General features: G+C 44.6%; 13 protein-coding genes. 9 read left to right on the plus strand and 4 right to left on the minus strand.

From position 1 onward, the window contains the following. Nucleotides 1-103 precede the first annotated feature (103 nt). From QUA01_RS01085 to QUA01_RS01105, 5 genes are all read left to right on the plus strand, one after another. Nucleotides 104-946: an ATP-grasp domain-containing protein gene (locus QUA01_RS01085; RefSeq protein WP_333088713.1), complete on the plus strand. Its 843-nt coding sequence runs from the start codon at nt 104-106 to the stop codon at nt 944-946. A 62-nt stretch (nt 947-1,008) separates the two neighbouring features. Beyond that, nucleotides 1,009-1,227: a hypothetical protein gene (locus QUA01_RS01090; RefSeq protein ID WP_333088716.1), complete on the plus strand. Its 219-nt coding sequence runs from the start codon at nt 1,009-1,011 to the stop codon at nt 1,225-1,227. Further along, nucleotides 1,217-1,618, plus strand: coding sequence for a type II toxin-antitoxin system RelE/ParE family toxin (locus QUA01_RS01095; protein ID WP_333088717.1), 402 nt, complete (start codon nt 1,217-1,219; stop codon nt 1,616-1,618). Before QUA01_RS01090 ends, QUA01_RS01095 begins: the two co-directional genes overlap by 11 nt. Nucleotides 1,619-1,643: 25 nt before the next feature. Further along, a complete protein-coding gene (locus QUA01_RS01100; RefSeq protein WP_333088718.1) occupies nt 1,644-2,060 on the plus strand; it encodes a hypothetical protein in 417 nt (138 codons plus the stop codon). Next, the gene (locus QUA01_RS01105) at nt 2,057-2,317 is read left to right on the plus strand and encodes a ParE family toxin-like protein (RefSeq protein WP_333088720.1); all 261 of its coding nucleotides are present in this window, start codon (nt 2,057-2,059) and stop codon (nt 2,315-2,317) included. Before QUA01_RS01100 ends, QUA01_RS01105 begins: the two co-directional genes overlap by 4 nt. Before the next feature lie 75 nt (nt 2,318-2,392). Here the strand turns inward: QUA01_RS01105 and argS are convergent, their stop codons facing one another. Beyond that, entirely contained in the window at nt 2,393-4,150 is a 1,758-nt protein-coding gene (argS, locus tag QUA01_RS01110; protein WP_333088721.1) for an arginine--tRNA ligase, read from the minus strand. Nucleotides 4,151-4,443: 293 nt separating this feature from the next. Here argS and QUA01_RS01115 point away from each other — a divergent pair, with 293 nt between their 5' ends. From QUA01_RS01115 to QUA01_RS01130, 4 genes are all read left to right on the plus strand, one after another. Then, the gene (locus tag QUA01_RS01115) at nt 4,444-4,839 is read left to right on the plus strand and encodes a hypothetical protein (RefSeq protein WP_333088723.1); all 396 of its coding nucleotides are present in this window, start codon (nt 4,444-4,446) and stop codon (nt 4,837-4,839) included. 296 nt (nt 4,840-5,135) lie between these two features. Then, entirely contained in the window at nt 5,136-5,408 is a 273-nt protein-coding gene (locus QUA01_RS01120) for a hypothetical protein (protein WP_333088725.1), read from the plus strand. 129 nt (nt 5,409-5,537) lie between these two features. Further along, the gene (locus QUA01_RS01125; RefSeq protein WP_333088727.1) at nt 5,538-6,929 is read left to right on the plus strand and encodes a malic enzyme-like NAD(P)-binding protein; all 1,392 of its coding nucleotides are present in this window, start codon (nt 5,538-5,540) and stop codon (nt 6,927-6,929) included. 284 nt (nt 6,930-7,213) lie between these two features. Next, nucleotides 7,214-11,053 (plus strand): PAS domain S-box protein, encoded by a 3,840-nt coding sequence (locus QUA01_RS01130; RefSeq protein ID WP_333088728.1) that lies wholly within the window; start codon nt 7,214-7,216, stop codon nt 11,051-11,053. Between the two features lie 83 nt (nt 11,054-11,136). On the opposite strand, the gene QUA01_RS01135 is transcribed toward QUA01_RS01130, so the two are convergent. The 3 genes from QUA01_RS01135 to QUA01_RS01145 all read right to left on the minus strand — a co-directional run bounded on the left by QUA01_RS01135 (nt 11,137) and on the right by QUA01_RS01145 (nt 14,621). After that, nucleotides 11,137-11,619: a GNAT family N-acetyltransferase gene (locus tag QUA01_RS01135; protein WP_333088730.1), complete on the minus strand. Its 483-nt coding sequence runs from the start codon at nt 11,617-11,619 to the stop codon at nt 11,137-11,139. 91 nt (nt 11,620-11,710) lie between these two features. Further along, entirely contained in the window at nt 11,711-12,301 is a 591-nt protein-coding gene (locus tag QUA01_RS01140) for a tRNA-(ms[2]io[6]A)-hydroxylase (protein ID WP_333088732.1), read from the minus strand. A gap of 145 nt (nt 12,302-12,446) precedes the next feature. Beyond that, complete coding sequence (locus tag QUA01_RS01145; RefSeq protein ID WP_333088734.1) at nt 12,447-14,621, minus strand: O-linked N-acetylglucosamine transferase, SPINDLY family protein; 2,175 nt, start codon at nt 14,619-14,621, stop codon at nt 12,447-12,449. Between the last annotated feature and the right edge of the window lie 87 nt (nt 14,622-14,708).

Genomic DNA, 14,708 nt, shown 5'->3' on the forward strand with positions numbered 1-14,708 from the left:
AGGCTTACCCATGGTGGCTAGAAACCGGGTTTCTACGAGTTTTAAGAAACCGGGTTTCTGAGGTCAGGGCGCGTAAGTCCTAAAAATTTATCCTGTTCAAATTATGCTAACGAATATTGAAATCCTGCTGGCAGCTTGTGAGGAATTAAATATCCCTTGCGAAATCCTGCATCCTACCCAAAACTTGATTAGAATCAAACACGGCGGCGAAGAATATTATTTTGTCAATTACATGACGCCATTTAACAGCGCGTCAGCAGCAGAGATTTTTAAAGACAAAGAATATACCTATCAAATCTTAAACGGCAAGATAAATACTCCCAAAACTCTCGGTTTTGTCTCGCCTCACTGCGAGGAGAAGTATAAAAAATATTTAACTTTCCCAGATATTGAATCAATTGTTTTAGAAGTAAACAAAAAATTTGCTTTCCCGGTGATTCTCAAAAGAAATCGCGGTGCTGGTGGCAACAATGTTTTTTTGTGTAAAACTATAGAGCAAATTAAAGCAGCCCTAGAAATTATATTTAACGTCAACAGCAAAGATTATGACTATGTGGCGCTCGCTCAAGAATATATCGAAATTGCCCGCGAATATCGGGCTGTCTTCTGCAAAGAAAAGCTAGTTTTGCTGTACGAGAAAGACAAATCTCAGGCTGAATTTGCGGGGAATTTAAGCCCGCTGCACTGGGAAGGTGCAAAAGCCAAACATATAATTAATCCCGCTCTCAAGTCGGAGATTGAAGATTTTGTTAAACCTGTTTTTGATGAAATGGCGATTAATTATGCTGGGTTTGACATAGCGCTAGATAAAAACGGAGCATATTGGTTAATTGAAATTAACTCAAGTCCCAATTACGATATTTTTGTGAGAGATAACGATCGCCAAATTGTGGTAACAATGTTTAAAGGTCTTCTGGAGAGCTTGATTTTTAACAAAAAGCCGTAAATGCTCCATTTGAGGAATGCGCTACAATTTACTAAATCCAACTCTTAAAAAAAGCAAAACCAATGACAACAAAATTGTTAGAACTAGAAGGGACGTGGGAAGAAATTCTAGCGCAAGCAGCAAACTTTGCTGGACGCAGAGTCCGCATCATCGTTCTTGCTAACGAAGATGAAGAAGCACTCCCATCTCCAGAAGAAAGTTTTCGACAAGCATGGCTAGAAATAAAGACAGGAAAAACTAGACCTGTATCAGAACTGTGGGATGGAATTGATGCAGAGTAAATCTCCTTCAATTAATGTGTACTTTGCCGATGAATTTAAGCGCAATTTACGCATACTTTCCAAAAAGTACCGCCACATTCGCTCTGACGTTCAGCCGATTGTCGAACAACTTCAAGCTGGAGAATTGCCGGGAAATCGAATACCGGGAATTAATGATATTGTCTTTAAGGTGCGTGTCAAAAACAGCGATATCAAAAAGGGCAAAAGTGCTGGGTATCGACTAATATATTACGTTCTGATGCCTACAGCAATCTTTTTGATGAGTATTTATGCAAAATCAGAACAAGTGGATATTTCAGTAGAGCAAATTCTACAAATTATTAGCCAGTTGAATGATGCCACTATTCCTGAAGAAATAGAAGATGAAGAGGATAGCGATCGTCCGTCCTGACGGTTAAGAATCAAAATAAAAAAAAATGACATCACAAATGTTAGAACTAGAGGGAACTTGGGAAGAAGTTCTTACTTATGCTTCAGAATTTTCGGGTCGCCGAGTTCGCGTTATTGTTCTTGCTGATGAGGAACCGCTGAAGTCAGCCGAAGACTGTTTTCGTCAAGGATGGCACGAAGCAATGACAGGAGAGACTGTACCGCTTTCTGAACTGTGGGAAGGTATTGATGCAGCGATCGGCGAGATGATGGAGTCTCTGCCAGAAACTTTACAGCAGCGAGTAGCAGAATACTTGAAAGAGTATATCGAAGACTTAAAAGATGAGCTTCGATGGGACGAATCTTTCCAGAAAACGCAACCGCAACTTGTGGCTGCTGCCCAACGCGCAAAACAAGAAATTGCTGAAGGAAAGGCACAGGAAATGAAACTGAATGAGTTATGAAATCTGCTACCCTTCCTTCTTTTTGGGAAAACTACAATTCTCTTGACATTAGAGTAAAAGAGCAAGCTAGAAAAGCTTATAGTTTCTGGCTGGAAAATCCCTTTCATCGATATTTGTACTTCAAGTCTATCAACCAAGAAGACAATATCTGGTCTGTGAGAATAACGCGGAGCTATCGAGCAGTAGGGATTTTACAAGGAGATACAGTGACATGGTTTTGGATTGGGAAACACGATGATTACGAACGCTTTTTTTAGTATGAATCAGTCAATATTGAATCTAGTCATATCTTCAAAAAGGCGATCGCTCTTTCTCGATCGGCGGTTAAAAATTTACATCCTCTCCAATACCTGAATCCCCAACAATCCTAACCCCAATTTCAAAGTCCTCGCCGTCAAATCGCACAAAATTACCCGCGAAGTCCGCAGCGGTTCCTCGGCTTTCAAAACCGGACATTGCTCAAAAAATTGATTGAACTTTTGACTTAATTCAAACAAATACTGACAAATTCGATTCGGTAACAAGTCGCCGCCCACAGCATTTATAACTTCATTGAACTGTAATAAATGCTTTGCCAATACTAACTCGGCATCTGACTGCAAAATTACTTTTGCACCAGCATCTAAGTTGTCAAAATCAATCTCTCCTTTGCGGCGAATGCCCTGGACGCGCACGTAAGCATACAGCATATAAGGTGCGGTATTTCCTTGCAATGCAAGCATTTTGTCGTAACTAAATACATAGTTGCTGGCGCGATTTTGACTTAAATCGGCATACTTGACGGCACTTAAACCAACTGTTTGAGAGACGCTGGCAATAAATTCTTCTGTTTCGTGTCTTTCCTCGGCTTTTAATCTGTCTTCTAAATCTTGGCGGGTGCGGACGATCGCCTCATCGAGCAAATCCTGCAAGCGCACAGCTTCTCCTGAACGGGTTTTTAATCTTTTGCCTTCTTCTCCCAAGACTAAACCGAAGGGAACGTGGACAATTTCGACATCTTCGGGAATCCAACCGGCTTTTCTGGCTACGGCAAATACTTGGGCGAAATGGTTGGCTTGTCCTGAATCTGTGACGTAAATGATGCGCTTTGCACTGTCGTTTTGGATGCGGTAGCGGATGGCTGCTAAATCTGTTGTTGCATAGTTGTAGCCGCCGTCGGTTTTCTGGACAATTAGCGGCAGCGGTTCGCCTTCTTTATTGGAGAAACCGTCTACAAAAACGCATTTTGCGCCGTCGCTTTCTACTAGCAAACCTAACTTGTTTAAGTCTGCGATTACTGCGGGTAATAATGGATTGTAAAAGGATTCGCCGCGTTCGGTTAGTTTGATGTCTAGTAAGTCGTATATTACTTGGAATTCGCGGCGGGATTGATCGCACAGCAGTTTCCAGGCGCGGCGGGTGTCTTCTGCGCCTGCTTGCAGTTTTACTACTTCTTGGCGGGCGGTTTCTTTGAAGGTTTCGTCTGCGTCGAAGCGCTGTTTTGCTTGGCGATAAAATGCCACTAAATCGCCTAAATCTAGAGCGTCAGCGGTTGTTAATGCTTCCGGGTGAACTTCGCGCAAATAGGCGATCAGCATCCCGAATTGGGTGCCCCAGTCGCCGATGTGGTTGATTCTGAGTACGTCGTGGCCTTGAAATTCGAGGATGCGGGCGATCGCATCTCCGATGATTGTCGATCGCAAATGTCCGACGTGCATTTCTTTGGCTATATTCGGACTGGAAAAGTCGATCGCCACTCTCTGAGGCGTTTTCACCGGTTCAATCCCCAAACGGGTGTCGGCGGCGATCTCACTTATTTGCGCTTCCAAATAAGCCGGTTTCAGCTTCAAATTGATAAAACCGGGCCCGGCGATTTCTGGGGTTTCGCAGATGTCGGCGATGTCTAGATTTTCAATAATAGCAGAGGCGATCGCCCGTGGGGGCTTGCCTAACTTTTTGCCCAAACTCATAGCTGCATTGCACTGAAAGTCCCCAAACTTGGGATTTCCCGCAGGGGCTAGCATCGGATCTGTACCCGCATAACTCTCGCCGAATGCGGAGGTGAAGGCTTTTTCAAATCTGGTTTTTAACTGTTGGGCGATCGAGTTCATCTTTAATATTTTGATTGGATATTTATTTTAAACGCTAGGGGTTGAGGTCGATCGCAACTTTTAGCTTTACTGCTGGGGGGATTTCCCCCTCGATAATATTTTCTATCCTGACCTCAATCACAGCGTTTCGTATCTTAGACTACAGATTATCACAATGGCGATCGCCAAACAAACCTGTCAAGATCACATATAGTCAACGATCGCGATCGCTAAATAATTTTGTTAAATCGCTTACATTAAGGTATGTTAAAATTTTTTCAATGCTCCCAAAAATCCTACGAAAGGAAGTAGTTATGTTATCTCAACCTGTTTTTGGCGATCGTTCTCTGACACAAGCCTTCGATCGAGCAGTAATCGATCGCTTCGATGAGCCTCTGAGTCTTTCAACTCAAGCACTATTAGAAGATTGCACCCTCGGCTTCGCCGCTTGTCCCGAAGGAGTCAAAACCTTTTTCATCATCGCGCCGAGTCTGGATGTAGCAGACGAACTAATTCAAAGAATCGACAGCATTTTAGATCGAGTTGTCGAACTCATGGCTGGAGTCAGACAAGTTGGCCTGTGCATCTTTCCCACCGACAGCGAAGACGAGCAACCTGTCGAACTCCCAAACTCCGAAAAAGTTCCTCCCGATTGTATTGCTTGCAAATTCTTTACTGTTATTTGTGCGGATGCGGAGACCGATCGCTAAAATTGACAGTTAGCAACCAGCAAATCGCTGCGATCTGCCCAAGCTGTGCAGCGTGCAGGCATCGCATAGATTGCTTGTTAGTTCAGTTGCTGGAATCTAGAGGGCAAATCGTGCAGGTAATTCGATCGAAATCAACATTTCACTCGCTATAAAAGAGTGTTAAACAAGTCGGGAAAATTAATATATAAAAGGCTCGCTTGTCAGTCGCTCTGATTTTACCTGCAGGCTCAAACAGCCGTGCATCTACTTTTTAGCTCCACCATCAAAGCCGCTAAAACGCCGCATAAAATTTCCGGGTGTCTCGCTTCAAAAGACAGTTGAGAGTTAGTAGGGTGTGTCAGCCTGCAGTTTCGCTCCAGTTAAAACACTTTGAAACTGACGCACCCTACGGCGATATATCGCTAGTAGTTAGTAGGGTGCGTCAGTCTTCATTTTTGACACAATTCAAACACTTTGAAACTGACGCACCCTACGGCGATATATCGTTAGTAGTTAGTAGGGTGCGTCAGTCCCAATTTTTGACACAGTTAAAACACTTTGAAACTGACGCACCCTACGGCGATATATAGTGCGATCGCTCTGCCGCGATCGGAGAATTTGTTAAAAATTTAAGTTGAAAATTTTAATTATTAAATTTTATGTCTAACATGGGCGATAAAATCTAAGATTGAAATTCTCAAATCTCAAATTAAGCCATCATGGTAAAACTGACACCGAACCCCAGCTTTAGTTTAACGATTCGCGTTGCTGTGCCGAACCAGCCGGGAATGCTCGCCAGCGTCATCAACGCGATCGCCTCTGCAGGCGGCAACTTAGGACAAATCGACTCGATCGAGCAAACCCGCGCCACTGCGGTGCGCGATATCACCGTCGATGCTTCGAGCACCGAGCACAGCGAAGAAATAGTCCAAGCAGTAAAAACGCTACCGGACATCAAAGTGATCGACGTGTACGATCGCACTTTCCACTTGCACCGCGGCGGAAAAATCACCGTAGAAAGCAAAATTTCCCTCAAACGCCAGTCTGATTTGGCAATGGCTTACACCCCCGGAGTCGGCCGCATCTGCACTGCGATCGCCAACGATCCGCAACAAGTTTACAACCTCACAATCAAACAAAATACTGTTGCCATTGTTACCGACGGCAGCGCAGTTTTAGGACTGGGAAACCTGGGGCCAGAAGCCGCCCTGCCGGTCATGGAAGGCAAAGCCATGCTATTTAAAGAATTTGCCGGAATTGATGCCTTTCCTATCTGTTTGAACACCCAAAATACCGAAGAAATTATTCGTACTGTGCAGAACATTGCCCCGGTTTTTGGCGGAGTAAATCTCGAAGATATTTCTGCTCCGCGCTGTTTTGAAATCGAAGCAAGATTGCGGGAAACTTTAAATATTCCAATTTTTCACGACGACCAGCACGGCACTGCAATTGTCAGTTTGGCAGCATTAATTAATGCCTTGAAATTCGTGAAAAAATCCCTCGCCAAAGTGTGTATCGTGATTAACGGTGCCGGTGCGGCCGGAGTGGCGATCGCCCGCTTGCTGCGCCAAGCAGGTGCCGAAAATATCATCATGTGCGACTCCAAAGGCGTCCTCTCCAAAGACCGCACGGATATGAACCCAGAAAAACTAGAATTTGCTGTGGCCAAGGGCGGTACTTTGGCAGATGCGATCGCCGGTGCGGATGTATTTTTAGGCGTTAGCGCCCCCGGCGTGCTGACGCGATCGATGGTGCAATCGATGGCCGAGAATCCGATTGTTTTTGCAATGGCAAATCCCATTCCCGAAATTCAGCCAGAATTAATTATGGAAGATGCCGCGATTATTGCTACCGGACGCAGCGACTACCCAAATCAAATTAACAATGTTTTGGCATTTCCGGGGATATTTCGAGGTGCTTTGGACTGCAAAGCTAGCACGATTACGACCAGTATGTATTTGGGTGCAGCTTACGCGATCGCCTCTTTAGTCAGCTCTTCTCAACTTGACAAAGAACATATTATACCATCTGTTTTTGACGAAAGAGTTGCGATAGCAGTCGCCGATGCAGTGCAGTTGGCCGCCCGCGCCGAAGGTATCGCCCGCGATTAATTGAACGAAGTTCCGCAACGGATTCGATCGCAGATTTAACTGATGTAACGCATAGAGGGAAGTTCGGCTTTCTTGGTCGAACTTCCTTACCGAGTTATAAAAGTTACAATAAACTAGATAATAAAGATATAATTGAATCGGAGCGTCTCTGTTTTACATTTAGAGTGCTGTCCCGGCTCGCGAGTTTTACAATGAATGCACGCGCGGAACACTCTCAATAAAAAAATGCTTTTTACAAAGCCCCATATGCTCCCAATTGAATCACCCAAGTCTAGCTAAGTCAGATGCAAAGCCAGTTAGGAGAAGACCGGAGCGATCGCAGCAACCGCAACTTATTAGAACTAAGTCCGATCGGGCTAGCATTGTGCCGCGCGGACGGGACTTTTTTGGACGTAAATCCAGCTTTTGCAAGTACGATCGGGCGCACAGTTGCAGAAACTATCAAGCTCAACTACTGGGAAATTCTGCAAACAGATTGCGCTGAAACAAAAAAAGATCGAGAAAATCTTACTAAAAATAGCTCTACGCGATCGTGCGCTGCAGCATATAAACATAAAAATAACTATCTCGTACCCGTGCGAGTTTCCCAGCGGACAATTGAAACAGAAGGAGAGTCCGCGATTTGGTTGAGTGCGGAAGAAATTTTTAATATTCAGAATGACAATAGCGAGCCGCTGGAATCAACAGAACACAGCAATTCAAATCTAGAAAAATTGCTCGCGAAGCAGACTGCTGAACTGGCAAAAACTCAGGAACTACTCCAACAAAAAAACGCCGAACTCAAAGTGGCAAAATCGCAACTGCACCACCACAGTCTGGTTTTAGACCAAATTCGAGAATCGGTGATTTGCACCAATATCGACGGGTATATTACCAGTTGGAATCAAGCCTCCGAAAGGTTATACGGATATCAAGAAGATTGGGTAATCGGAAAGCATATTTCTATAATTTACCCTCCCCAACAGCAGGAATTTTTATTAGAGCAAGTTATCAAACCCCTACAAAAAAAAGGTTTTCACGAAGTAGAAATTATTACCTGTCGCAAGTCTGGAGAACAATTTGAATCGCACCTGTCACTTTCGCTGCTGAAAGACAAGACGGAAGAAGTTATTGGGATGGTTGGCTATTTGACAGATATCAGCTATCGCAAAGTTTTAGAACAAGAATTAGCACAAAAAAAAGCACTGTTCGATAGCTTTTTGCAGGAAGCCCCGGCGGGAATTTGCATTTTTGACTCGCAACTGCGCTACGTGCAAATTAATCAATTTTTAGCACAAATAAATTGCCTCACTGCCGTAGAACACCTCGGCAAGACTCTACGCGAAATATTGCCGCATATGGCTCCAATAGTAGAGCCTTTGTACGAAGAAATATTGAGAACGAAAACTCCCTTAATTAATATCGAGATGAGCGCTGAAAATCCCATGCTGCCGGGGGTTGTGCGACACATGACAGGCTCTTATTTTCCTCTGTTCGACAAAGACGGTGAGGCGATCGGCATCGGTGCACTCGTGATTGACATTAGCGATCGCAAACAAGCAGAAGCAGCACTGGAAAAAAGCGAACAGCTATACCGCACGATGGCAAGCAACATTCCTAACGGTGCGGTGATGCTGTTTGACACAGAAATGCGCTACACCCTGGTAGAAGGTACAGAATTAACAGCAGTGGGGCTTTCCAAAGAATTGATGGAAGGCAAGACAATCTGGGAAGTATTCGAGCCGGATTTTTGCGCTGCTGTCGAGCCAAATTATCGGGCAGCCCTGGCAGGAGAAACAGTTGTAACAGAATTTACTTACCGCGATCGCATCTACCTCGCTTACACTTTGCCAGTCAGAAACCAACGGCAAGAAATCACCGGCGGATTGTTGATGACTCAAAACATTACTGAGCGCCAATTGGCAGAAGAAGCCCTCAAGGAAAGCGAGGAAAAATACAGGTGCATTGTCGAGACAGCCGATGAAGGAATTTGGATAATCGATGCGGAGGGTAAAACTACTTTTGTCAACCAAAAAATGGCCGATATGCTCGGCTGCACCGTAGAGGAGACGATCGGGAAGTCGCTATTTGCTTTCATGGATGCAGAAGGCATCGCGATCGCGCAATTCAATCTGGAGCGCCGCCGTCAAGGAATTAAAGAACAGCACGATTTTAAGTTCCGTCGCCGCGACGGCAGCGACTTGTGGGCGATACTTTCTACTAATCCGTTGTCTGACAAAGAAGGGCGCTATGTCGGGGCTTTGGCAATGGTTGCCGACATTACCGATCGCAAGCAAACAGAAGCCGCACTGCAGCAGTCGGAAGCCAAATTTCGATCGCTCTACGAATTAACCACTATAGCTGTTTTTATGTCCGATGAAAATAGTATTTACGATGTCAATAACGCCACATTAAAACTATTTGGATATACTTGCAAAGAGCAGTTTATTGGCAATCATCCGGGTAAATTGTCGCCGCCTTTTCAACCCAATGGCAGAGATTCTTCGACATTGGCGAGCGAAATGATGGCGATCGCCTTTGAGCGCGGAAACCACCGTTTTGATTGGCTGCACCAGCGCTCGGACGGTACTGAGTTTCTTGCAGAAGTCGTGCTGACAGCCATCGAAGTGGGAAATCAAAAACATATCCAAGCGGTCGTCCAAGATTTAACCGATCGCCAACTTGCAGAAGACACTTTAGTGCGATCGGAACAAGCCCTGAGACAGCAAGCTCAACGAGAACAACTGTTGAATCAAATTGCCAACCAAATCCGAAATTCTTTGGATTTAGACACAATTTTAGCAACCGCTGTTCAAGAAATTCGCAATCTTATCCAGCTAGATTGGTGCATCTTCATTTGGTATCGCCCCAACAGCAATCCTCCGGTTTGGGAAATAGTTTGCGAAGCGAAGAATGCCGATTTGCCGAGTTTGTTGGGTACTTATGCTGTAGATGACAAATCTAGTGCCGCAGTGCAGCAGATTTTGGGCAGAAAAATTATGCGAGTTGATGATGTTAGCTTGTTTGAAGATGTAGAAGTGCGCGCAATTTTTCAGTTATTTAAAATTAACTCAGTGCTGTCGCTGCCGGTTCATACTGCTTCCGGCGATATAGGCACGATTAGCTGCTATCAGGCTGTGTCAGCGCGCCATTGGAGCGATTCGGAAGTCGAGCTGATGCAAGCGGTAACTGCTCAAATTGCGATCGCGATCGACCACGCAGAATTATACACCCAAACCCGTACAGCGGCTGAATTAGCTAGAGCTCAAACTCAACACCTAGAACAAACTTTGCACCAACTCCAACGCACCCAAACTAAATTAATTCAAAGTGAAAAAATGTCGAGTTTGGGACAGTTAGTAGCAGGTGTCGCCCACGAAATTAACAACCCGGTTAATTTTATCTACGGTAATCTCAGCTACACCAGTGAATACACTCAAAACTTGCTAAAAATTCTGCAACTTTACGAGCAGGAATACCCGCAGCCACCTGTCACAATTTTAGAGGCAAGAGAAGAGTTGGAAATTGATTATCTTATTGAAGATTTACCGAAAATGATATCATCTATGAAACTCGGAGCCGATCGCATCCGCGACATTGTTTTGAGCCTGCGGACTTTCTCAAGACTTGACGAAGCTGAAATGAAACAAGTTGACATTCACGAAGGCATCGAAAGTACGCTGCTGATTTTGCAAAGCCGCCTGAAAAATAAACCCGATCGCCCGCCTATTAATATTGTCAAAGAATACGGTAACTTGCCTTTAGTGGAATGTTATCCCGGTCAGTTAAATCAAGTATTTATGAATTTGTTGACAAATGCGATCGACGCTGTGGAAATGGAAAATGATAATTTCGCTCGCACGGGCAAAAATCTCACAATTACGATTCGTACCGAAGTAACGGAAAATAACTGCGTGGCGATGCGAATAACAGACAGCGGCCCAGGGATGAGCGAAGACGTGCAACAGCGCTTGTTTGACCCATTTTTTACCACAAAACCAGTCGGCAAAGGCACTGGCTTAGGATTGGCAATTTCGCACTCTATTGTCGTAGAAAAACACGGCGGTCAGTTGTCGTGCAATTCTGTAGTGGGAGAAGGTGCCGAATTTGCGATCGAGATTCCGCTGCGGCAAAAAAGAAATTAAAACCCGTAAAATTCCCACAAACTGGGTTTGGGGAAAGAAGGACTAAAGTCCTCACTACGAACTTGGTTTTTTGGACTTGGCTTTTAACTTAAACATTTTACATAAACCCGATCGCACCTTGGCGTTTCCACACCAGTCGTCGGTAAATATCCGCTATTTTCGTACATCTTAACAGCTTCCTTGAGAACGCTAGCCGTTTCGATCCAAATTTCATCAAAGCCGCGAGCCATTATTGTACTTTCTAACTCTTGCAGTAAAAACTTTCCCAAACCTTTTCGCCTTACTGTCGGCAAAATATACATTTTGCGAATTTCTACAGCCTTATTACCGCGTTCAATCGGATAATAAGCGGCCGTACCCACGATTTCTTCTTGCCGTTCTACTACCCAAAATTCTCCACCATTTTTATGATAAAATAATTCGACATCATAGACATCTCGATCTGCCCCGCAAGGCTCACAGTTTAAACCGTACTCTGCTAAAATATTTTTAATTAAATTGAACGCATCCGCCCGATCGCGCGTTTCCCAGGAACGAATCAAAAAATCTAAATGTTGGGTTTTCATGGGTTGTTGAAAATTATACTTATTGGTTTGCTGTAGCAACCGTAAAACTACTGATTATTTGTGCTTTACAGTATAGAAATACACCCAATTTTTAACTGTGAATTCTCGGTTCAGGATAAAGAGTTGCCAGCAAATCACTTTCTAACAATGATAATTCCTCCAGCCGTTCTATCACCAAAGCGCGATCGAAATAAGTTGTTGCTAAAATCCAATATATCCCATAATGGCGCGCTTCCGAAGCCATTAAACTGCGGTAAAACTTAGCTAATTCGGCATCGGGACAACGATCGCCCAACAGCCCCAGCCGTTCGTGACTCCGCGCTTCAATCAAAGCAGAAACCAGCAAAGAATCCAAAAGTCTCTCCGGTTCCTGTTTGCGAATTTGGGCGGACAAACCGGCACCGTAGGGAGGCGCAGCCAAAGGCCCCAAAGCGATACCGCGCTGTTCCAACCGCTGGTTGACTTGCTCGAAATGCTCTAATTCTTCCCTGGCGATCGCTGTTAGCATCCTCACCAACTTTTCCCGCGCTGGATAGCGAAACATTAAATTTAACGCTACTCCCGCCGCTTTCCGCTCGCAGTGAGAATGATCTAACAAAATTGTATCCAAATGGGCGATCGCCTGTTCGATCCAAGCTTCCGAAGTCGGCTGCTTCAAAAACTTAATAGTTGGTAGTGTCATTAGCCAGTTGTTAGTAGTCAGTAGTCATTAGTCATTAGTCATTAGTTGTTGGTTGTTAGTTGTTAGTTGTTAGTTGTTAGTTGGCAACAGTCAACAGTCAACAGTCAACATCATTCCGGTGTTACCGGAAATGATATTAGTCATCCTATTTTACACAACTTTTTAAACACCCATACATATCATCAGCAAACTTTTTAGGATTCCACAGCGGCGACAAATTAGCTGGGTCTTTAGACTTCATCAAATATGCTTGAATTGCCTGTCTCAAATCACCATCTTTACCCAATTTTACACCCATATCCACATATTCCTCCCAAGACTGAGCGGCACCAGTTTCCATCCCCAAAACCTGCAAAAACGAATAACCCATTCTCGACAAAAATTGCTCTCCGGTACGAGTCACCACAGGCAAATTAAACCACAAAGCCTCTAAAGTGTGAGTTCCTCCATTATAAGGATAGGAATCCAACAAAACATCTGCCAGCAAATAGACAATTCTGTGTTCTTCCTCCGTAGCAAACCTCGGCAAAAACTTAATTCGGTGTTTGCTGACTCCTTCAGCTTCGCAAGCTTGGTGATACGCAGCCTCAAACACCGCAGCATCGCCCAAAGCTTTGTGAATTAAAACGCTGTTCGGCACTTGTTTGAGAATCGCAACTTGTGCTTTTACTAAGTCGCGATTAAATTTTCGGCCCGGAGCGACGCACAGGTAAACTATCTGATCCAAACCGATCCGATTCGACCTTCTCAATGCCACCGGATCGACTCCGTACCTCTGAAAACCTGACACCGCTACAAAAGAATCCGGCATCCTAATTAGCTGTTCGTCATAATATTTTTCGCGACCTTCTGGGTGCGAGTGCCAATCTGTAAGAAAGTAATTTTCCGAGGATATGTAAGGTGCATCAAATCCCAACCAAGAAATACAAACTGGTGCTGGTTTTTGGTAGAGAATGTCTGCGTGAATCGGTACGCTGAGAGAATCTAAATCGACTAAAACGTCTAATTCATCTTGCTGAATTTGGGCGATAATTTCTGCGGAATTGGCAAGTCCGTTCGGGTAAGTTTTGGGAAAAGTCAGTTTGCCGAAACTTTCAAATTGCTGAGTGCGATCGTCAGGAACAATTCTTTCGGAAGCGTATAAATGCAGGTTGGGTGTGATGCCGGACAATTCGCGAATGATGTCAGCGCTGCACCAACCTACAGAATGGCGGCTGAAGTGATTGGATAAAAAGCCGATTTTTAATTTGCTACCTGGGGCTTTTGGTTGGTAACTGTAATTTGCAGGTTGAGGAAAATTAGGTTTGATACATTTGTCAACGTACTTTTTGGCAATTAATCTGTAAAGTTGAGAGTTGGCTGCCAAGTCATCTCGCAGATAGGGCGTGCTGAATAAGAAGTTTGCATAAAGCGATTTAATTTCTACCGAACTTGCCGTTTCTAAGTTTTGCTGCAAGTAGGATTCTAATTCTAAAAATCGATCGCCTGCAATTTGATTCAATCCCGATACTTGATAGGTGCTGACGAAGTAAATCGCCGTCATAATCGGATCGGTTTCGGCGCACATTTGGCTGTATGCGTGCACGGCTTGCCGGGCGGCTGCTAAATTGCTAGTATCTCTGAGGATGCCGCACAAATGTTGGTGGGCCGAAATAAAATCGGGTTTAATTTCTAGGGCTTTTTGCAGGTTGGGTATGGCGTCTTTAAATTTGCCTTGGTGGCGCAAAATTATGCCAATTTGACAGTATGCTTCGGGTAAATCGGGTTTTAATGCGATCGCCCGCTGCCATGCAGCCACAGCCTCATCTAGCTTTCCCTGCCGCGCTAATTTATCTCCCAAATTTATGTAAAAATCTACCTGAGCCAGATGGGGATTGAGTTCGAGAGCTTTTTGTTCGTAGGCTACAGCAGCATCAAACTGCCCTTGCTGCTTCATCGCCCCTGCCAAATTCCAGTAAGCAGCGGCCAAAGTTGGTTTGAGTTCGATCGCCTTTTGGTAGTTGACAGTCGCCTCCACCAAACGCCCTTGCTTGTAGAGCATACTGCCCAAATTAGCATAGGCCTCAGCAAAATCGGGATTCAGGGCGATCGCCTCCGAATAAAACCGCATCGCTTCCTCAATTTGGCCGCTGGCTTGCTGCACGTTACCCATTGTCACGTAAGCCGCCGCGCAATCCGGTTGCAATTCCAGAGCTTGGCGACAAGCAGCGACTGCTGCTGCTAAATCACCTTGGGAGTAATAGGTTTCTGCAACGACTGTCAGCGATGCAGCATCTTCAAATTGGGGTGTTTCGGATTGGTTGCGAAAATCGGAATTCATTTGGCGGCCTATCTGTGCTATCAAGTTAAAGGTTGAATCTATATTATTTTGCAGAGTACCAGTTTTAGCGGAATTACGCGCGATCGT

Source organism: Microcoleus sp. S36a_B3 (assembly GCF_036700745.1).
GTDB lineage: Bacteria > Cyanobacteriota > Cyanobacteriia > Cyanobacteriales > Microcoleaceae > Microcoleus.

Bases quoted from the DNA above. Each gene is read 5' to 3' on its own strand.
- QUA01_RS01085 (WP_333088713.1), top strand. From the start codon at position 104: ATGCTAACGAATATTGAAATCCTGCTGGCAGCTTGTGAGGAATTAAAT.
- QUA01_RS01090 (WP_333088716.1), top strand. From the start codon at position 1,009: ATGACAACAAAATTGTTAGAACTAGAAGGGACGTGGGAAGAAATTCTA.
- QUA01_RS01095 (WP_333088717.1), top strand. From the start codon at position 1,217: ATGCAGAGTAAATCTCCTTCAATTAATGTGTACTTTGCCGATGAATTT.
- QUA01_RS01100 (WP_333088718.1), top strand. From the start codon at position 1,644: ATGACATCACAAATGTTAGAACTAGAGGGAACTTGGGAAGAAGTTCTT.
- QUA01_RS01105 (WP_333088720.1), top strand. From the start codon at position 2,057: ATGAAATCTGCTACCCTTCCTTCTTTTTGGGAAAACTACAATTCTCTT.
- argS (WP_333088721.1), bottom strand. From the start codon at position 4,150: ATGAACTCGATCGCCCAACAGTTAAAAACCAGATTTGAAAAAGCCTTC.
- QUA01_RS01115 (WP_333088723.1), top strand. From the start codon at position 4,444: ATGTTATCTCAACCTGTTTTTGGCGATCGTTCTCTGACACAAGCCTTC.
- QUA01_RS01125 (WP_333088727.1), top strand. From the start codon at position 5,538: ATGGTAAAACTGACACCGAACCCCAGCTTTAGTTTAACGATTCGCGTT.
- QUA01_RS01130 (WP_333088728.1), top strand. From the start codon at position 7,214: ATGCAAAGCCAGTTAGGAGAAGACCGGAGCGATCGCAGCAACCGCAAC.
- QUA01_RS01135 (WP_333088730.1), bottom strand. From the start codon at position 11,619: ATGAAAACCCAACATTTAGATTTTTTGATTCGTTCCTGGGAAACGCGC.
- QUA01_RS01140 (WP_333088732.1), bottom strand. From the start codon at position 12,301: ATGACACTACCAACTATTAAGTTTTTGAAGCAGCCGACTTCGGAAGCT.
- QUA01_RS01145 (WP_333088734.1), bottom strand. From the start codon at position 14,621: ATGAATTCCGATTTTCGCAACCAATCCGAAACACCCCAATTTGAAGAT.